The 18,715-nt window shown below is 41.4% G+C and carries 17 protein-coding genes; 8 read left to right on the forward strand and 9 right to left on the reverse strand.

The window, feature by feature from the left end; all coding sequences use genetic code 11:
* Positions 1 to 392 precede the first annotated feature (392 nt).
* On the forward strand, positions 393 to 893 hold the full coding sequence (locus tag KTO63_RS11930; RefSeq protein ID WP_217791515.1) for an RNA polymerase sigma factor: 501 nt from the start codon (positions 393 to 395) through the stop codon (positions 891 to 893).
* 166 nt (positions 894 to 1,059) lie between these two features.
* Positions 1,060 to 1,608: an isopentenyl-diphosphate Delta-isomerase gene (idi, locus tag KTO63_RS11935; RefSeq protein ID WP_232373149.1), complete on the forward strand. Its 549-nt coding sequence runs from the start codon at positions 1,060 to 1,062 to the stop codon at positions 1,606 to 1,608.
* A 139-nt stretch (positions 1,609 to 1,747) separates the two neighbouring features.
* Here the strand turns inward: idi and KTO63_RS11940 are convergent, their stop codons facing one another.
* Together KTO63_RS11940 and KTO63_RS11945 are read right to left on the reverse strand one after the other, a co-directional pair.
* On the reverse strand, positions 1,748 to 3,133 hold the full coding sequence (locus KTO63_RS11940) for a deoxyguanosinetriphosphate triphosphohydrolase (RefSeq protein WP_217791516.1): 1,386 nt from the start codon (positions 3,131 to 3,133) through the stop codon (positions 1,748 to 1,750).
* 167 nt (positions 3,134 to 3,300) lie between these two features.
* Entirely contained in the window at positions 3,301 to 4,119 is an 819-nt protein-coding gene (locus KTO63_RS11945; protein WP_217791517.1) for an N-acetylmuramoyl-L-alanine amidase, read from the reverse strand.
* 199 nt (positions 4,120 to 4,318) lie between these two features.
* Between KTO63_RS11945 and KTO63_RS11950 the strand changes: the two genes are divergently transcribed.
* On the forward strand, positions 4,319 to 6,934 hold the full coding sequence (locus KTO63_RS11950) for an MGH1-like glycoside hydrolase domain-containing protein (protein ID WP_217791518.1): 2,616 nt from the start codon (positions 4,319 to 4,321) through the stop codon (positions 6,932 to 6,934).
* Between the two features lie 188 nt (positions 6,935 to 7,122).
* Here the strand turns inward: KTO63_RS11950 and KTO63_RS11955 are convergent, their stop codons facing one another.
* The 5 genes from KTO63_RS11955 to KTO63_RS11975 all read right to left on the reverse strand — a co-directional run bounded on the left by KTO63_RS11955 (position 7,123) and on the right by KTO63_RS11975 (position 11,012).
* Positions 7,123 to 8,127 carry a glycosyltransferase family 4 protein gene (locus tag KTO63_RS11955; protein WP_217791519.1) on the reverse strand — a complete coding sequence of 335 codons (1,005 nt, stop codon included), beginning with the start codon at positions 8,125 to 8,127 and terminating at the stop codon, positions 7,123 to 7,125.
* A 62-nt stretch (positions 8,128 to 8,189) separates the two neighbouring features.
* Complete coding sequence (locus tag KTO63_RS11960; RefSeq protein ID WP_217791520.1) at positions 8,190 to 8,735, reverse strand: CopD family protein; 546 nt, start codon at positions 8,733 to 8,735, stop codon at positions 8,190 to 8,192.
* 119 nt (positions 8,736 to 8,854) lie between these two features.
* Positions 8,855 to 9,829 (reverse strand): deoxyhypusine synthase family protein, encoded by a 975-nt coding sequence (locus tag KTO63_RS11965; protein WP_217791521.1) that lies wholly within the window; start codon positions 9,827 to 9,829, stop codon positions 8,855 to 8,857.
* A 245-nt stretch (positions 9,830 to 10,074) separates the two neighbouring features.
* Positions 10,075 to 10,509, reverse strand: coding sequence for a hypothetical protein (locus KTO63_RS11970; RefSeq protein WP_217791522.1), 435 nt, complete (start codon positions 10,507 to 10,509; stop codon positions 10,075 to 10,077).
* 65 nt (positions 10,510 to 10,574) lie between these two features.
* Positions 10,575 to 11,012, reverse strand: a complete 438-nt coding sequence (locus KTO63_RS11975) for a hypothetical protein (RefSeq protein ID WP_217791523.1) — start codon at positions 11,010 to 11,012, stop codon at positions 10,575 to 10,577.
* Positions 11,013 to 11,664: 652 nt separating this feature from the next.
* Here KTO63_RS11975 and KTO63_RS11980 point away from each other — a divergent pair.
* A complete protein-coding gene (locus tag KTO63_RS11980) occupies positions 11,665 to 12,882 on the forward strand; it encodes a DegT/DnrJ/EryC1/StrS family aminotransferase (protein ID WP_217791524.1) in 1,218 nt (405 codons plus the stop codon).
* Positions 12,883 to 12,971: 89 nt separating this feature from the next.
* On the opposite strand, the gene KTO63_RS11985 is transcribed toward KTO63_RS11980, so the two are convergent.
* On the reverse strand, positions 12,972 to 13,352 hold the full coding sequence (locus KTO63_RS11985) for a hypothetical protein (RefSeq protein ID WP_217791525.1): 381 nt from the start codon (positions 13,350 to 13,352) through the stop codon (positions 12,972 to 12,974).
* Between the two features lie 689 nt (positions 13,353 to 14,041).
* On the opposite strand from KTO63_RS11985, the gene rpoN reads away from it, so the two are divergent.
* From rpoN to KTO63_RS12005, 4 genes are all read left to right on the forward strand, one after another.
* On the forward strand, positions 14,042 to 15,523 hold the full coding sequence (rpoN, locus tag KTO63_RS11990; RefSeq protein ID WP_217791526.1) for an RNA polymerase factor sigma-54: 1,482 nt from the start codon (positions 14,042 to 14,044) through the stop codon (positions 15,521 to 15,523).
* A 2-nt stretch (positions 15,524 to 15,525) separates the two neighbouring features.
* A complete protein-coding gene (locus tag KTO63_RS11995; RefSeq protein WP_217791527.1) occupies positions 15,526 to 16,218 on the forward strand; it encodes a hypothetical protein in 693 nt (230 codons plus the stop codon).
* A gap of 114 nt (positions 16,219 to 16,332) precedes the next feature.
* A complete protein-coding gene (locus tag KTO63_RS12000; protein WP_217791529.1) occupies positions 16,333 to 16,845 on the forward strand; it encodes a hypothetical protein in 513 nt (170 codons plus the stop codon).
* Positions 16,814 to 17,251 (forward strand): hypothetical protein, encoded by a 438-nt coding sequence (locus KTO63_RS12005; protein ID WP_217791530.1) that lies wholly within the window; start codon positions 16,814 to 16,816, stop codon positions 17,249 to 17,251. Before KTO63_RS12000 ends, KTO63_RS12005 begins: the two co-directional genes overlap by 32 nt.
* On the opposite strand, the gene KTO63_RS12010 is transcribed toward KTO63_RS12005, so the two are convergent.
* On the reverse strand, positions 17,229 to 18,566 hold the full coding sequence (locus KTO63_RS12010; protein WP_217791531.1) for an MATE family efflux transporter: 1,338 nt from the start codon (positions 18,564 to 18,566) through the stop codon (positions 17,229 to 17,231). The genes KTO63_RS12005 and KTO63_RS12010 overlap by 23 nt on opposite strands.
* Positions 18,567 to 18,715 lie beyond the last annotated feature (149 nt).

The following is an 18,715-nucleotide window of genomic DNA, read 5'->3' on the forward strand; positions in this document are numbered from 1 at the left end:
CTGTTTATTAATTTTTTGTATAACGTAAAATAGTACTTGCATATCATTTTTTTTTTTCGCATATTCATATACGAAATGCATTTCTACCCGCACCAGGAAACTAAACATTAATTCTTATATCTTATCATTATCTAATATCTCAGTTTAGTTAGCAAAAGAAGAAAGTGGTTAAGCTTTCTTGTCCATCCGATTTAATCAGGCTTTTTTTTAGTAGTACAATTAAACCCCTTTTTAGTGTTCAGGCGTTTGATCCCCGAGGCTATTAGCTTTATGGGAAAAGATACCTCCACCTCCCTACCTTGGAAAATAGTACCGACTATGCCACCGACACCTAGTGCATACCCGTGAAAAATGATTGTTTTTCTTCTTAAAACACATTAAATCATTTCACTATGTCAACAATTGAATTTGATGAAATGCTTGTCAGCAACGCCGATTTTTTAAAGCCTTTTGCAATTACTTTAACCAGAGACAACGAAACAGCGCAAGATCTTTTCCAGGAAACAATGTTTAGAGCCTTAGCCAACAAGGACAAGTACAATGTTGGAACCAACATCAAGGCCTGGCTTTACACGATCATGCGAAACATTTTTATTAACAACTATCGCAGACGAACTAAACAAAACACGATTTTTGATAGCACGCCAAATGACTTTTTATTGAATTACAATCAGGTAGTAGCGGCCAACGCTGCAGAAAGTCATTTAAAGATTAAAGACATACAGGCGGCTATTCACCAATTGCCGGAAATTTTCCGCAACCCTTTCCTGTTATATTTTGACGGTTATAAATATGCAGAAATTGCGGAAATGTTGAGTGAACCATTGGGAACCATTAAAAGCAGGATTCACTTCGCCCGGAAATTACTGAAAGAGCAAATTCAGCGATTCTAGAAATCAAACGCAGTTAATAATTAGTAATTAATATTTTCCTCGCTGCAAAACGGGTCCTTCATCCATTTTGTAGCGAGGAAATGATTAATTGTGAACCAAATAACGGAAAGCTGCATCTGCCAAGCCTGCATCCCTGTTAATTATTCATTATTAATTATTAATTGCAATGGCTATTTTTGCAATAAGCGAAATGTCACAACAAGTAATTCTGGTAAACGAAAAAGATGAAATGCTGGGCACCATGGAAAAAATGGAGGCCCATCAGAAAGCATTTTTACATCGCGCATTCAGCGTATTCATTTTCAATAAGAAAGGAGAAATGCTATTGCAGCAACGTGCACTGAACAAATACCACAGTGCCGGCTTGTGGACCAATGCCTGCTGTAGTCATCCCTTTCCTGATGAAGACGTGGAAATTGCCGCGCAAAGGCGCCTGTACGAAGAAATGGGCTTCACTACGCCATTAAAAAAAGCTTTCGATTTCGTTTACAAAGCGCCATTTGATAATGGGCTCACAGAGTATGAGTTTGACCACGTATTTGTAGGTATTCATGACAACGGCATTCATGTAAATGAAAGCGAAGTCAAAGAGTATTGCTATAAAAGCGTTGAAGAAATTGCCGATTCACTAACTACACATCCCGCAAAATATACCGCGTGGTTCCACATTGCCTTCCCAATGGTCATGAATTGGTCAGAGACCAATTCAATTTGAAAATTTGAAAATGTGGTGATTTGAAAATGTGTCCTCAGGCCAATTTTCCCGTCTTTAAAGCACAAAGCATTATTGCAGAGAGATTTGAAATTGAAGAATTTTCAAATCAGCACATTTTCAAATTTTCAAATTCCTCAAATCATTTGATTTGAGGAAAGCTCATCCCAGTAATTTTCCTGTACATATCCACCGCAAACAAGTCGGTCATGCCGGCCACGAAATCTACTATCGATTGAATGTCATTGTACAACTTGGTTTCATCGCCGGTTATTACAAATTGTTTGGAGATCAATTGCAATAACTTTTGCGACTTCGAAGATTTTGGAGAAAGCACTGCATTGAAAAATTCTTTCAGCAGCGCCCCGATCACGTTATAGCCCGCAATCTCAATTTCCACGACCGAACGGTGATTGTAAATGTGTGCGTAAGAATATTCATCGATGGATTTAACCAGCGTCAATTCATTTTCAGGAAGATAGTCGATCAGCGGCTTTAAAACTTTTCCCTCAAGGAGCTCGCTTTCCCTTTCAAAGAAAATATTCGTCACACGACCGATCAGCAGGTTGATCAGTTTGGCGCGCAGAAATTGGATCTTTTGATTGTCATCATTGATCTTATTAAAAGTTTCCTCCACTTTTTCCCTGGCATCGTAGCCTGTTTCGTTATCAAAAAATGAAAGGAAAAGCTCTTTTATGGTGTCGATGGAAATAATGTGCAGACGATGCGCATCTTCAAAATCAATAATACGGTAGCAAATGTCATCCGCCGCTTCCACGAGGTAAACAAACGGGTGACGGGCAAACACACTTCCTGTGTCAGACAGCTTGGGAATGCCCAGGCTTTCCGCAATGTTTTTATACACCTCAACTTCCGAATCAAAAAAACCGGATTTTTTGGTAAATAGGTTTTGCTTGTTGAAACCGTTCAAAGAATCAGTTGGGTATTTGACGATCGACGCTAATGTGGAGTAGGTTAAACGGAAACCGCCCTCACTATTTTCGTTGAAGTTGTGCGTCAGTGTGCGCAAAGCATTCGCATTTCCTTCGAAGAACATAAAATCCCTCTTTTGATTTTCTGAGAGCCTTTCATCAAATCTTTTCTTGGCATCACCTTCCAGCTCACGAAAAAATATCCTGATCCCATCCTCACCGGAGTGCCCAAACGGAGGGTTGCCAATATCATGTGCAAGACAGCCTGCTGCTATTACCGAGGGTAACTCATATTTGTAAAACTCCTGGAAGTCTTCATTGTCCTTATGATATTTTGAAGCCAAAATATCGCCCACCGCTTTTCCTAAAGAGCGGCCAACAGAAGCGACCTCCAGGCTGTGCGTAAGGCGGTTGTGCACAAACACAGGCCCCGGCAAAGGGAAAACCTGGGTTTTGTTTTGCAAGCGACGGAAAGCAGAAGAAAAAATGATCCTGTCATAATCCCTTACAAATGAATTCCTGATCGTTTCCGGAGAAGAGCTGATCTTGTGTTCAGAGCCTGTTCTTCTGGCGCTGTACAGTTTATCCCACTGCATTCGAATGAGTTTAGTTAGTGGGGCAAATATAGGGGTTGTTAGTTGAGAGTGGAGAATTGAGAGTTGAGAGTGGAGAGTTAAAATATTAGCCGATAATCAGATTCTTAAAGTTGACAATCGAGTCTTAGACGTTAAAGAACTCTCAACTCTCCATTCTCAACTCTCCACTATTTTGACAGCATATAAATTATCTTTTTGTCCGCCTCCCCAATCACCGCCACCGAATCCTGCTCGAAATGCCGTTTAAAGGCCCTTATGGCGGCTGTAGTGTCTTTCACATCATAACCAATAAGACGAAGTCCCTGAAGGTAATTAAAGCCCTCAGGAACGATCACATTTGTAGTGTCCGCATACCATTGCCCAAAACCACGGGCGTTTAGGTCCTTCCACGGAAAAAATATGTTCGGATCGTTCTTGCGTGTGGGCGCGATGTCAGCATGACCAATGAAGTTGGCCTCGGGAATACTGTAGCGTTGTTTCAACGTATCCAAAAGCACCAGTAAGCTTTTTATTTGAATGGCTGGAAAAGAATCGTAGCCGTTATTATCCAGTTCAATACCGATCGAGCTTGAGTTTACATCCGTTAAATTTCCCCACTTACCGGCTCCTGCATGCCAGGCCCTCAGGTAATCGTTCAGCATGTGATGAATGGTGCCGTCCTTGCAAATCACATAGTGCGCACTCACCTGCGTGCGTGGTAGCGTAAATGTTTTCAAGGTTTGATCGCAGGTGTTTTGCGCTGTATGATGAATAATTACAAAGTTGGGTTTGCGCATGCTGAAGTTTGTCGTGCCCGCCCAGTAAGGGGCATTGGCTACCGAATCCACAGGTATGTTATCGGGCAAAGATTTTAACGTTTCGGCAAACTGTTTGGCCTGCTTTTTATACGATTTGTTGGTAGATGCATATGGCTTGGGAGCGCATCCGTAAACGATCATTATGCATATCACAAGAAAGAATGCCTTACTAAAAAAACGATTTGCCATTATCTCATGTTTGTGTATGCCCTAAAGTAAAACATTTTTGATCTAAAAAACTGATTGCAAACAAGTTTCACGGCATAATTGTTATAGGAGGCGTGTTGTTAGCTGATAGTTGTTTGTTGTTAGACTTTAATAACAACTATCCAAAACTGAAGCCTAACAACAAACAACTATCAACTAACAACTATTTTAAACCATCACAATGAGCATAGAAAAAAACAGACTGGCCGAACATTATAAAGGAAAAGAAACATGGTTAAAATGGGGGCCGTATTTGTCCGAAAGGCAATGGTCAACAGTTAGAGAAGACTATAGCGCCGACGGAAGCGTGTGGAAATACACTACGCACGACATGGCACGAAAATATACATATCGCTGGGGCGAGGAGGGTATTGGTGGTATATGTGATGACAAACAGCATCTCTGTTTTGCACTAACGTTGTGGAACAAAAAAGACCCGTTTATCAAAGAAATATTTTTTGGTATGGGCACAGATGGTAACCACGGCGAAGACGTAAAAGAGCTGTACTACTATCTCGACAGTACGCCCACTCACTCTTACATGAAATTTCTATACAAATATCCGCTTAATGAATTTCCGTATTCAAAGCTGCGTGCCGAAAACGAAAAACGCACACGCAAGGAGCCGGAATATGAATTGGTAGATACCGGCATTTTTGAGAACGATGAATACCTCGATGTATTTATTGAATATGCAAAGAAAGATGTAAATGACATTTGCGTAAAAATAACAGCGCATAACCGCAGCAGTAATGAAACGCAGGTAAATTTACTTCCGCAGATATGGTTCAGGAATGTGTGGCAATACAGGCAGCGAAGCACCAAGCCGGTAATGATGTCATCCAATATTGGCGGCATTCTGATAGATCATTTTCGATTGGGGAAAATGATGTTGCACGCTCCCGGCGCCAACGACTTATTGTTTTGTGAAAACGAAACAAATCCATCTCTTTTCGGAAAGGAAGTTGATCAAAATAGTTTCTACAAGGATGGCATCAACGAATACATTGTTAATGGAAATCTTAATGCAGTAAATCCCAAACAAACAGGAACGAAGGCTGCGTGTAATTATAACCTTACAATACCGGCACACGAAAGCAAAACCATTTATCTGCAATTGACAACCGGTCATGCTTTGCAAAGTGAAAAAGCGTACGATCATTTATTTGAAGTGAGGAAAGCTGAAGCAGATGAATTCTACGCAGACATTCAGCGGCCCGTTACAGACAAGGAAGAGCGTGAAATACAGCGCCAGGCATTTGCGGGAATGATGTGGAGCAAACAGTATTATTTCTTCAACATGTATTCGTGGTTGAACGGTGATCCGTCGCATCCTGCAGAAACAATCAGCCGCACGTATATCCGCAATAGTGATTGGCCACATTTGCACAATGCAAACATTATCAGCATGCCGGATAAATGGGAGTATCCCTGGTACGCCGGTTGGGATCTGGCGTTCCATTGTGTGCCCCTTGCAATGATCGACGCATCATTTGCGAAGCAGCAAATTTTATTGCTCACGCAAGAATGGTATATGCATCCCAACGGACAACTTCCCGCGTACGAGTGGAATTTTAGTGATGTAAATCCACCTGTGCAGGCATGGGCCGCGATGCGTGTGTTTGAGCTCGATGCGCGTTATGCCGGTCAGCCAGACTATGTTTTTCTCGAAGCGATCTTTCATAAACTCATGCTCAATTTTACGTGGTGGGTAAACAGAAAGGACAGCAACGGCAATAATATTTTCCAGGGCGGATTTCTTGGCCTCGATAATATCGGAACGTTTGACAGAAGCGCTGAATTACCCACTGGTGGCTATCTTGAGCAAAGTGATGGCACCGGCTGGATGGCCATGTATTGTTTGAACATGCTGCGTATTTCATCGGAGCTTTCCACCTACAATCCGGTTTACCAGGACATGGCAACCAAATTTTTTGAACACTTCTTATACATTGCGGAAGCGATGACACATATTGGCGAGAAAAACATTTGGGATGAAGAAGACAGGTTTTTCTATGACATTATCATGCAGCCGGACAATAGCACTATAAAGCTTAAAGTGCGTTCATTGATCGGCTTGATTCCTTTGTATGCGGTGGAAGTTTTTGATCATGACGTGTTATTGAAGAATCCTCAATTTGCAAGACGGGCAAGATGGTTGCTTGAAAACAGGCCGGATATTGCCAGCCTTGTTTCCCGCTGGCGCGAACCCGGTGTTGATCAAAAACATTTGCTTTCTATTTTGTTTGGTGATAAACTAAAAAGTGTGCTTAACAGATTGCTCGACGAAGCGCAGTTCCTGAGTGAATACGGCATAAGGGCACTATCAAAAGAGTACGATGAGAAACCATTTGAACTTGAATACAACGGCGTAAAATATTGTGTGCAGTATATGCCGGGAGAATCCGACATCGATATGTTTGGAGGAAATAGTAACTGGCGCGGTCCGGTTTGGTTTCCCGTAAATTATTTGCTCATAGAATCGCTGCTTAAATTTCATTATTACTATGGCGATAACTTTAAAGTGGAATTTCCAACGGGCTCCGGCAAATTGATGTCGCTTGAAGAAGTAGCCACAGAGCTCAATACAAGGCTCATTAATATTTTTAAAAAGAATGCACAGGGCCATAGAGCAGTGTATGGTCATTATGAAAAACTGCAAAATGATCCACAGTTTAATAAGTACATTTTATTCTATGAATATTTTCATGGTGATAACGGCCGCGGAGTAGGAGCCTCCCATCAAACCGGCTGGACGGGACTTGTAGCGAAAATGATTCAACCGAGGTATGAGTAATTTGAGAATGTGGGGATTTGAAAATTTGAAAATGGGGCTGATAGGTTGGTTTTTCCGTAGAGACGCATTGAATGCGTCTCTGTAAACCCCACCACAATGCAACAAAAGAGACGCGGAGATACTTACCGGTATGTTGTCTGTATTTCGGATGCGGGAGACGCGTTCAACGCGTCTCTACAGATGCACATCTAACGCGTGTTATAAACGTCAACATACTCCTTCACCACTTCATCAATTTGAAAACGCCTGGCATTTTGTAAGCCGCTTGCAACAAGCGTCTTCCGTAACTCGCCGTCGGTAATAATTTTTTCAATACCGTTCTTAATATCTTCAACATTGTACGGATCAACCAACACAGCTGCGCCTCCTGCAACCTCTTTCATTGGAGAAAGATCGCTGGTCAGCACCGGCCTTCCCGTTGCGTTGGCTTCAATGATCGGCAAGCCGAAACCTTCATAAGTAGAAGGATAAACAAGCATGTCGCATTGCCTGTATTTTTCAATAACCGTTTCATAAGAAACGCCGTGAATGATATTAACGTTAATGTTGTTGTTTTTTATGAAAGCACTTTGCCCGTCAGTTATTTTACCAATGATCTCAAGCTTGCAGTTGATACCTTTTATTGCTTCAAGAACCCTGTCAAGATTTTTGTTTTCAGTGGAACCGATGAATAATAATGAGGGTTTTGATTGGTCAAAAGTCTTTTCACTGTAAGTAAATCGCGGGTCAATAAAATTATTGATCACTTTTATTTTGTGTTGGCTGTGACCGATAAGTTTATGAAGTTCCTCTTTTGTTTTTTCTGAAATGACAGTAATGACATCTGCTTTTTTCATGGGCAGATCATACCATAGCCATCGAAAGATCCAGTACTTTAAAGAAAGTTTTGAAAATTTGGTCAGCAGTACACAATCGTGAATCGTAAGCACGTTAAGGTTCTTGTTGCTGCAGCCAAGAATGGTATAGTGAATATCGCCTGTTATATGATTTACAGAGCCCTGGTTACCACGAACGAAGGAAATGTTTTTTAAAATGTTTGGAAGGCTTGAGAAAAAAGGAGCCGTTTGATAATTTACATGAACGCCGTATTTCGGTGCATTCGCGTTGATGTTGCCTGCGATGGTTTCAAATAATTGCTCTATGCTAAAAAAATCCGGATTTTTTTTTCTTGAGAAAAAATTAACCTGCTGCATCAACTCGTTTTTAGTTTAAATATTTGGCCTTGGTGCAGCAAATATATAAAACCGTGCCGCCTTTACTTTCTTAATTTCTTGTAGATATTAATTGCAGCCAGTAAAACAACAATGAAGCCAATCATTCCTACAACTGCCCACACCCAGCTCAGTGCGCTTTTTACCACAACCAATACAACAATAGCAACCAGTAAAACAGTAGCCACCTCGTTCCACATGCGTAGTTGTTGTGAAGTGTATTTGAAAACGCCGCTCATTTCCTGTTTGAAAATAGCGTGCAAAGTAAAATGGTAAACATAAAGAACGATAACGAAACAGATCTTGATCAAAAGCCATCTGCCGCCTTCAGAAAACAAAAGCGGTCCCCAGCCTCCAAGGTGCAATACCAGCGAACCCAGGATCAGTGTAATGATTGCGGAGGGCCATGTGATACCGTACCAAAGTCTTTTCATCATCACATTGAATTGGCTGCGCAGCACGTCACGCACTTCCGGCGATTTATCACCAGCTTCGGTGTTGTAAATAAAAAGGCGAGGCATATAGAAAATGCCTGCGAACCAGGTAACAACAAAAATGATGTGAAAAGCTTTCAAGTAGGCGTATCCCATGGGAGGAGTTTTAATGATCAAAAGTTAATAGTCAAAAGTAAAAAATCAAAAGTGAAACAACAGTTGACATTTGTCACTTGCTTCACTTTTGACTTTTAACTTTTGATTTTTGGCTTGGCTTACCATCCCAATATCCACGCGAACATCAGCGGCGCTACAATGGTAGCATCACTTTCTACAATGAATTTTGGTGTATGAATATCAAGCTTGCCCCAGGTGATTTTTTCATTAGGAACAGCACCTGAGTAAGAACCATAAGAAGTTGTAGAATCAGAGATCTGGCAGAAATAGCTCCAGAAAGGAACATCGTGCCACTCAAGATCCTGGTACATCATTGGTACCACGCAAATCGGGAAATCACCTGCAATACCACCACCAATCTGGAAGAAACCAACGCCTTTACCGGCAGAGTTATTTCTGTACCAGTCAGCCAGGTAAACCATGTATTCGATGCCGCTTTTTACCGTACTTGCTTTCAGTTCGTTTTTGATCACATAGCTGGCGAAAATATTTCCCGTAGTGCTATCTTCCCAACCCGGGCAAACGATAGGAATATTTTTTTCTGCTGCTGCTACGATCCAGCTATCTTTTGGATCGATTTCATAATACTGTTTCAAATCGCCGCTCAGTACGGTTTTGTACAAAAACTCGTGCGGGAAATAACGTTCGCCTTTCGCTTCAGCATCGTTCCACTGAGCAACAAGGTGTTTTTGCAAACGGCGGAAAGCTTCTTCTTCCGGAATACAAGTATCAGTAACGCGGTTGTAATGGTTCTCCAAAAGATCCCATTCTTCCTGCGGCGTAAGATCGCGATAGTTAGGCACACGTTTGTAACTGTTGTGCGCCACCAGGTTCATTACATCTTCTTCCAGGTTGGCACCGGTACAGCTGATGATATCCACTTTTCCCTGGCGTATCATTTCTGCAAGGGAAATGCCCAATTCTGCGGTACTCATGGCACCGGCAAGGGTAATCATCATTTTACCACCTTCCAAAAGGTGTTGCTCATAACCCTTTGCTGCATCCATTAAAGCGGCTGCGTTAAAGTGGCGGTAATGGTGTTCAATAAACTGGGAAACAGGACCTTTACTCATTTCAAAAGTTTTATTTGTGTGTATAACAGGCCGCAAATTTAGGCATTTCGGGGGATGAAAAGGAGAATTTATACAAGCTTAATGCAGAATGCTTAATGCTTAATGCTGAACGCTTAACGCTGAGCGCAGAACGCATGGTTTGCTTGTGCTTTGCGTGAGCGTTAGGCGTTGGGCGTTAAGCATTAGGCACAAAAAAACGGGCCTGCTTCCAGAACCCGTTAACGATCAACAAAACCTCAGCTCGTTTAGTCTTTTTTGAATTTTTGAAAAACGGCCCATTCAGAAATATTGGTGCTTTTTAAAATCATTTCATGGTCCGCATTTTCAAGTGTTGCATAGTAGCTGGTGCCTTCGTCATTTGCAACCTCGCTAACATTAGTGATCCAGTAATCTTTATAAGTTTGTTTCAATTGTGTGGACAGAATAAGCGGCAATTCTGTGGAAAGCAAACTTCTTGTAATGCTGAACAATTTGCCGTCTGCATCATAGTATGCGCACACTGCACGACCCTCGAAAGTGAAGCAAACTTTTTCTCTTTCACCCACTTTAGACCAGGTTACGTTTGTTGCTTGCTTAAATTGTTTATTGAAATTCGCTTGTGCATTGCTGATAGGGCCAGCAAATACGCTAACTGTAATGATAAGTGCCAAAAGGCTTGCGATAAGTGTTTTCTTTTTCATAAAAAAGAGTTTAAAGTATGATTAGGTAGTTGTTTAAAATAGTGCTTGATTGGTAATGGACATTCTTAGTAAGTCTTGAATTTTTTAACCACTGAAAGACTTCCTGAAGGCGATGCCTGCAATACAACGGATTTATATTGGCTTACCATTGTAATAAAGTACGACGTCTCGTTTCCGTTGTTATATTCAATGGCGGTGCGGATAAGGAAGTCGCCATATTTTTCTTGCAGGCTTTTTGAAATCAGCAGTGGCATGTTTGCTTTGCTGATGTAACGTGCGGAGCCAATCAACTCGCCCTCTTCATTGTAGTAAGCGTTGTATTGATCGCCGTTATAACTAAACTGCGCCTGGTAAATAGTTTCTTCAAGAGCTTTCCATTGCACATTAATGGCAGTGCTGAAATCTTTTTTGAAAGAGGTAAGAATTTTTTGATTCACTTCGATTGCATAACTGAAACTGCTGAAGGAGATGAAGAGTGCAGCCAGTATTAAAAGCTTTTTCATAACAAAATTTTTAAGGTTCTAATGATTGTGTGTTGTTTGAGGAATAGGACGCAACAAATGTAAAAACGTTACAACGCCTTAAAATAAATTATTGACTGGTGGAGAATTTACTTTTTACATGAAAAGAAATTTTGTTTGCAAGATAATTTGATTGAAAATGCTTAACCGCTGAAAAGCTTGTCAGTACTGCATTTGAAAAGTTTTCTTAACTAAAAGATAAATGCTGTTAAGTGAGCGTTAAATTAAAATTGTGGTGGCAGGTGGTAAGTTTTTTTCAAAAATATTTTTTCAAAGTTGTAACCGCATTTTATGTGCGCGTTAAAAAAGTGTATCAATACCGGACACTGCGAACACTTTACTGGCAAAGGATTTGGGCGTCAGTGGAAAATTGAAAATTGAAAGTTGAAAATGTTTTTCGGCAGCTTCTTTAGAACAAGCTCGCACCTTGAATGTGCTAAAGTTTCTTTACCACTAAGTCACTAAGGCCACTAAGATTCACTAAGAGGTTCCCTTAGTGCGGCTTAGTGGCCTTAGTGTCTTAGTGGTAATGTTTGAGATGCGAAGCATCCCCATTTTCAACTCTCAACTTTCAATTTTCAACTAATCCCTACCTTTGCTGAAATTTGATTGTTACACTTTTAAATAATTACATATGCCAGGCTTTGAATTTTGGGGCGCAGAAGAGAGAAAGGAAGTGAATGATGTATTGGAAACAGGTATTCTGATGCGCTATGGCTTTGATGGTCCGCGTAAGGGTCATTGGAAAGCAAAAGAGTTGGAAACTGAAATCTGTAAAACCTTCGGTGCTTCATATGCACAACTTACAAGCAGCGGAACCTCTGCACTAACCACAGCGATGGCTGCATTGGGTATTGGCGCGGGTGACGAAGTGATTATGCCAACCTTCACATTCGTGGCAAGTTTCGAAGCTGTATTAGGCGTAGGAGCCGTTCCCGTATTGGTGGATGTGGATGATACACTTACATTAAACCCAGCAGCTGTAAAAGCAGCGATCACTCCAAAAACAAAGTGCATCATGCCGGTACATATGTGCGGCAGCATGGCGGACATGGATGCCCTATTGGCAATATGCAAAGAACATAACCTTGTGTTGCTGGAAGATGCCTGCCAAAGCATTGGTGCAAGCTATAAAGGAAAAACATTGGGGACCATTGGTAATGCAGGTACATATTCATTTGACTTTGTAAAAACCATCACTTGCGGCGAAGGCGGCGCGGTGGTTACGAACAGCGAAGATGTATATATTAAATGCGATGGTTACACAGATCACGGTCACGATCACAACGGCGTTGATCGCGGTGCAGATCTGCATCCGTTCATAGGGTTTAATTACCGCATATCAGAGCTTCATGCAGCGGTAGGTCTGGCGCAGATCCGCAAACTGGACCAATTCCTGGCAATACAAAAGAAAAATCACGCTCTGCTGAAAGGCATTTTGAGCGAGGTTCCTGAAATCAGTTTTAGAAGAATTCCTGATCCTCAGGGCGATAGCTGTACCTTCTTAAGCTGGTTCCTCCCAACTGGAGAAATTGCAAAAAGTGTTGTTGCTGAATTGAAGGCGCAGGGCATTTTGGCGGGTAATTTCTATTGGTTCGATAACAACTGGCACTACATCCGTAAATGGGATCATCTTAAAAATGTACATACGTTGAACCCTCAAACAGAGGCAATCAACACCACTTTGAAATCTTACGCAACTAAACAATTCGCCGCAAGCGATGCCATCATGAGCCGTTGCATCTCATCTGCCATCAGCCTGATGTGGACAGAAGAGCAGATCAAGGAAAAAGGCGCAAAGATCGTTGAGGTTGTAAAGTCTGTTTTACAAAAACAAGGTGCAACAGCATAGGCTAACCGTTTTTTTATATATACAAGAAGCCCGGCGAGTTCAAAACTGCCGGGCTTTTGTTTTTTTTTCTTTTTTTCAGCTATTGTGTGTTAGGATTTGTAGTAGCTTTTCTTTGCGTCGTAGATCGCATTGTCGCGATCTTGTTTCAACTCACGCACTTTTGCCTTTCTTTCTTTACGGGACAGGCTATCATCCATTTTTACAGATTTGATACGGTCTGAATAGTCATGCTTGATATCTTCAACCTGCATATCTAGCTTGGATGGTCTTGAATAACTGTTATTGTAGCCGTATCCATAAGGCGGATAACCATAGAAAGGGGCACCGTAAAAGCCATATGGGTATATTGGCGCATAACCACCAACGATTACTGTATGTGGCCTGTAATATCCTCCTCCGTGTACAACCTTTTGAGCTGAGGCCACCGAAACAAATACGAAGGATAGGATTACTATTATTAGCTTTTTCATAATGAGTACCTTTTCACAATTAGATGCGAAAAAAGGGCAAAAGTCACATGAAAAAACGCGGATAACGAAAGGATAACGAGTGTTAAAACAATTAGGAATTAGGAGTTAGAAATTAGGAGTTAGTTGGGTGCGTAGGGGCGAATTGCATTCGCCCTCTCGTACAATCAACCTGTTCCTGGTCTGTTTTCGCTATTTCCCCTCAAGTTTATTCACATAATCCAACGACCCCAACCTGAACCTCAGCGGAACGGTTGTCGCATTTTGAAACTGCAGTTCCTTTTTGCAGAAAAATCCTATGCTTTGGTAGTAGGTAGAATAGGGAATCCGGAGGGTATAAAAATTGCAAAAAGAAGCGTTGGCAGAAACGTAATAAACCGGTCGAAAACTGATTGGCTGAGGAGAAAACGGAAAATTTTCCGTTTTTTTCTCCTCATATTTAAAAATTTTAATCAGTGTAGTGTCTCCATTTGTAAAAAAATATTTCCCTCTGTAAGGCGCTGCAGTTAAAGCTTTTGTTTGTCCAAAGGCGCTGAATTGAGAGAAAGTTATGATTAATAGAAGAATTTTAAAAAATCTTTGCATTTGTTTTTTAGCTTAGTATGTAAATTTACGGCAAGATTTTTGTGGATGGCGCGCCTTTTTAAAATTTTTATTTATGTTTCTGCCGCCCCGAAAACCTATTAGGAATCATGGCACTTAGTCAAAGCTTACAACAGAAATTATTACAAAAGTTATCACCTCAGCAAATTCAGTTAATGAAGTTGTTGCAGGTTCCCACGGCCAATCTTGAACAAAGGATCAAGGAGGAGCTGGAGGAAAATCCTGCATTGGAGGAAGGGGATGACGCATTTGAGGAAACATTCACAGAGGAATCGCAGGACGAATTTTCAGATTCAGACGATGATTACGATGAACCGGAAGAGAGCTACGATAACATCGATATAAGCGAGTATGTATCAGACGGCGACGATGAAGTTGCGGATTATAAATTGCGTGATGATAATTATCCCGAAGCTGATGATAATAAAGTCGTTCCGCATAAAGTGGAAACGAGTTTTCATGACATGCTGACGGCTCAGCTGGGACTTTTAAAGCTCGATGACCGGACGGCTAGAATTGCCGAACAAATCGTAGGAAGCATAGATGATGATGGATACCTGCGCCGGGAAACCACTTCCATTATGGATGACCTCGCGTTCAGACAAAATATTGAAGCCAGCGAAGGGGAAATAGAAGAACTTATACGCAAGATTCAGCAGTTTGATCCTCCGGGTGTTGCGGCTCGAGATCTGCAGGAGTGTCTTCTTTTGCAACTCCACAGAAAATTGCGCGAGGGCAAGCCTGTACAAAAAGCGGTCGACGTGTTAACCAACTACTTCGACGAGTTTACCAAAAAGCACTACGATAAGATCCAAAAAGGGTTGGCTATCGATGATGAAGGGTTGAAGGAAGTGATCCAGCAGATCATAAAACTGAACCCCAAGCCAGGCGGAAATGTGGGCGAGGTAAACAAAGCCGAAAGTTATGTGGTGCCTGACTTTTTCATTTTGAACAACAATGGCAAACTTGAGTTGACGCTGAACTCGAAGAACGCTCCCGATCTCCGCATTAGCGAAGGCTACCGTGACATGCTGAAAGATTACGAGCGCGGCAGCAAAAAGGATAAGCGTCAAAAAGAAGCTGTTCTTTTTATAAAGCAAAAAATAGATGCGGCCAAATGGTTCATTGATGCCATCAAACAGCGCCAGCAAACGCTGATGATGACCATGCAGACCATTCTGGATTACCAATACGAATTTTTCCTGACCGGCGACGAAACAACCCTTCGTCCAATGATTCTTAAGGACATAGCAGAGCGCACAGGCCTTGATATTTCGACCATTAGCCGCGTAGCCAATAGCAAGTTTGTACAAACTGAATTTGGAACTTACAGGCTGAAGTTTTTCTTCAGTGAATCACTAAGTACTGAAAGCGGTGAAGAGGTTTCCACACGTGAGGTAAAAAAGATATTGAGCGATATGGTTTTTGGCGAAGCCAAGAAAAAACCGCTTAGTGATGAAAAACTTACTGAAATGCTTCAGGAAAAAGGTTATAACATTGCACGCAGAACGGTGGCCAAGTATAGGGAACAATTAAACATTCCGGTGGCCCGTTTGAGAAAAGAACTATAAACATGCAAGTAACTTCTGAAGGCAATATTTCCGGAAACGGTGGCGACAAGTATATGGGAAAAAATGACCAGCCTGCTTCCGTAAGATTTTTGGCGCATTTTTTCTCTTTCGTTTTTCATCCGTTGTTTATACCAACCTATGTTGCGTTTTTCCTGATCTTCGTTCATCCTTATTTTTTTGCTGGATACGATTACAAGATGAAAGTCCTGAAACTTTTGTCGGTGGTTGTAACCACAGCATTTATGCCTTCATTCACGGTGTTTTTGTTGAAACAACTAGGTTTTATTGATAGCATTTACCTGCGTTCCCAACGAGATCGCATTATACCTATTGTTATCTGCATGATCTTTTACTTCAGCATTTATTTTGTTTCCAAAAAAGACGCTGAAATACCGGTTCCTTTCACACAGTTTTTATTGGCGGTATTTATCAATTCCATCATTGCTCAAATGGCCAACATAAAATTCAAGATCAGTTTGCACGGCCTTGCAGTGGGAACTGTACTGGCATTTTTTATTTTGCTGGCACTGCATTCGGGTGCATCAATGGGGTTTTATGCGAGTATTGCCATCCTTGTCACTGGCATTGTTTGCACTTCAAGATTACTCTTACATGAACACGAACCTTTCGAAGTATATCTCGGATTATTGGGGGGAGTGCTTTCTGTGTTGGTGGCGTATTGGTTTGTGGGGTAAGAAATTGATTATTAGATTTGTATCTGTTCATTCTTTACCATTTTTTGCTAGTTTTACATTTCCTATTGTTCCAAATGCAGTGCCTTTTCGTTTAAAGAAAAGAACTCAATTGTAATGCTATCTACATCAAATATTGGAAGTTTGAAAAAGCCATCGTTGTATTCGCCAAGTTATCAATACGGTTCATCTATGGATGGGACTGTAGAAGCGCTGCAACAAAATGCTTATGCAAAAGGTCGTATAGATGGAGCCAAAGACATGCAAGTTGAACTGATAAAAAGAGGGAACGCACTTTTTCAATTGGCCTTTCAAAGAGCGTCTGAAATTACCGATCTGCTTGTTAATGCGGCTGCTGCAAATAATATTACCATTTACGATTTTCATTTGAAAGTTGAGGATTGGGACAATATCAGCTCGCTGATTATTGTAAAATTAGAAGATTACGTCGACGATAAAATTGACCTTTTTTACCGAGCCGCCAGTGAAATATCTGATCAATACAATGATGATGCTTTTCACTGGGATTACATGATTACCTATGACTCAGATGCTTTAAACACCGGAAAAATTTTTGCAGACGGATTTAAACATCTCTATGAGCACACCGCTAGACCACGCAAGACATAATAAGAAGGCATGTGAGTATTTATCTTCAGCTAATGAATTTCCAGATTGGGTTGTTACTACAGCATTCTATTGCACCATGCATTATGCACAGGCAATAATTTTTCCTCACCAGGAGAATGGTGTGATATACAAAAATCTGGATGAATATTTTGACAAAAATAAACGCGTCGGCGACACCAAACATGGTGTCACTTTGAACTTAGTTCGAAAGTTGCATTTTGCCATTTCAGAAAAGTACCGACAGTTGAAAGACGTCGCTCATACTGCACGATATAATGATTATCAGCTTCCCTCGGTTGTTGTTTCAAAAATGAGGCGACACCAAAAGGCAATTGAAGAATACTGCGAACAGATGTGCTCCGGAAATGCAAGTCAGAACAGTTCTACAGCAATCCTTTCTTCTTAATAATTCTAAAAAACCTCAGATTCAACAGCACCGATGTAAAAGTCAATCCTGTTAAAAAGCCTATCCAGATTCCCGCAGCGCCCATTTTAAAATAGAACGCCATAAGGCAGCCTGTTGGAATGCCGATTACCCAATAAGAGATGGCAACATAAATTGTTGGCACGTATACGTCTTTCAAACCGCGCAAAAGTCCTACGCCAATTGCCTGTGTAGCGTCAGATAACTGGAAGAGAGCAGCATACAACATGAGCGTGGAAGCAAGAGCAACCACTACTGCATCATCATTAAAAGCCAGCGGCAAAACTTTTCTTACGCATACATAGAAGATCGCACAAGCGCAACCATAGATCAAGCCGCTTAATAATGTGCTTTTGCCGAGGATAGAAATATGTTTCCAATCATTTCTTCCCCAGGCATTGCTCGTGCGGATAGAACCGCCTTGCGCCAGTCCAAAAGAAACCATGAATGTAAATGCCGCACAACTCAACGCAATTTGATGCGCTGCTTGCTGCACCGCTCCCAATGTGCCAATGATGATTCCCGAAACCGCGAACGCACCGGACTCCATTGCAGCTTGTAAACTACTTGGAATGCCTATGTGCAACAATTCCCTGATCGTTTGTTTGCGCAGCATCCATTGATTTTTTCTTACGGCAATATATCTGCTGAATAAAGGGTGTACAAAAACTACAATTGCAAGTGCCACGAGAATTATAATTCTAGTGATGAGCGTGCCGATGCCGGCGCCCACAAGCTCCAGTCTTGGGAAACCCCAGTTACCATAAACCAGCAACCAGTTAATGCCTATATTAATCGGCAACGAAAGTAATGACAGCACCATTGCCGTTCTGGTTTTCTCAAGACCATCAGTAAATTGTTTAATGGCCATGAACATCAACATCGGAATGATGGATGATGCCATGATTACAAGGTATGGTCGTGAAAGAACAGCCACTTCGTGATCCTGCCCAAGATGAAACAAAATATTTCTGCCAAGCACCAAAATCGCCGTGATGACAATCGATGCAATGGTGCACAGCCAGAAGCCGTTGTAGAAATAGTGCGATACCTGCTGCCCATCGCGTCTGCCATGTGCCATGGAAACTGTTTGCGATACAGACATTGTTACGCCAATGCCCAATACAAAAGGAATATTCATTACACTATTTACCAGTGCCGCCGCTGCAAGATGCTTATAACTGATAGCTCCCACCATAGCACTGTCAATAATACCAAGCGCCATTTGAGTGAGTTCACCCAAAATGATCGGTCCTGATAATTTCCATGTTCTTCCTGCTTCAGTTCGTAAATTCATAAGAGCGCGAAATTAAGAATAACTGAGTAACTGAATGACTGAATAACTGAGTGGTTCAATGTCGAAAACCACGACTGAATTTAACCCCTCAGTTATTCAATTATTCAGTTATTCGATAAAACATATACCTTTGCAACATGTTATCAAAC

Origin of the sequence: Pinibacter aurantiacus (genome assembly GCF_019130065.1) — a bacterium.
In the GTDB taxonomy this organism is placed as follows: domain Bacteria; phylum Bacteroidota; class Bacteroidia; order Chitinophagales; family Chitinophagaceae; genus Pinibacter; species Pinibacter aurantiacus.

Coding starts and splice junctions, on each gene's coding strand:
- KTO63_RS11930 (WP_217791515.1), top strand. CDS start 393: ATGTCAACAATTGAATTTGATGAAATGCTTGTCAGCAACGCCGATTTT.
- idi (WP_232373149.1), top strand. CDS start 1,060: ATGGCTATTTTTGCAATAAGCGAAATGTCACAACAAGTAATTCTGGTA.
- KTO63_RS11940 (WP_217791516.1), bottom strand. CDS start 3,133: ATGCAGTGGGATAAACTGTACAGCGCCAGAAGAACAGGCTCTGAACAC.
- KTO63_RS11945 (WP_217791517.1), bottom strand. CDS start 4,119: ATGGCAAATCGTTTTTTTAGTAAGGCATTCTTTCTTGTGATATGCATA.
- KTO63_RS11950 (WP_217791518.1), top strand. CDS start 4,319: ATGAGCATAGAAAAAAACAGACTGGCCGAACATTATAAAGGAAAAGAA.
- KTO63_RS11955 (WP_217791519.1), bottom strand. CDS start 8,127: ATGCAGCAGGTTAATTTTTTCTCAAGAAAAAAAAATCCGGATTTTTTT.
- KTO63_RS11960 (WP_217791520.1), bottom strand. CDS start 8,735: ATGGGATACGCCTACTTGAAAGCTTTTCACATCATTTTTGTTGTTACC.
- KTO63_RS11965 (WP_217791521.1), bottom strand. CDS start 9,829: ATGAGTAAAGGTCCTGTTTCCCAGTTTATTGAACACCATTACCGCCAC.
- KTO63_RS11970 (WP_217791522.1), bottom strand. CDS start 10,509: ATGAAAAAGAAAACACTTATCGCAAGCCTTTTGGCACTTATCATTACA.
- KTO63_RS11975 (WP_217791523.1), bottom strand. CDS start 11,012: ATGAAAAAGCTTTTAATACTGGCTGCACTCTTCATCTCCTTCAGCAGT.
- KTO63_RS11980 (WP_217791524.1), top strand. CDS start 11,665: ATGCCAGGCTTTGAATTTTGGGGCGCAGAAGAGAGAAAGGAAGTGAAT.
- KTO63_RS11985 (WP_217791525.1), bottom strand. CDS start 13,352: ATGAAAAAGCTAATAATAGTAATCCTATCCTTCGTATTTGTTTCGGTG.
- rpoN (WP_217791526.1), top strand. CDS start 14,042: ATGGCACTTAGTCAAAGCTTACAACAGAAATTATTACAAAAGTTATCA.
- KTO63_RS11995 (WP_217791527.1), top strand. CDS start 15,526: ATGCAAGTAACTTCTGAAGGCAATATTTCCGGAAACGGTGGCGACAAG.
- KTO63_RS12000 (WP_217791529.1), top strand. CDS start 16,333: ATGCTATCTACATCAAATATTGGAAGTTTGAAAAAGCCATCGTTGTAT.
- KTO63_RS12005 (WP_217791530.1), top strand. CDS start 16,814: ATGAGCACACCGCTAGACCACGCAAGACATAATAAGAAGGCATGTGAG.
- KTO63_RS12010 (WP_217791531.1), bottom strand. CDS start 18,566: ATGAATTTACGAACTGAAGCAGGAAGAACATGGAAATTATCAGGACCG.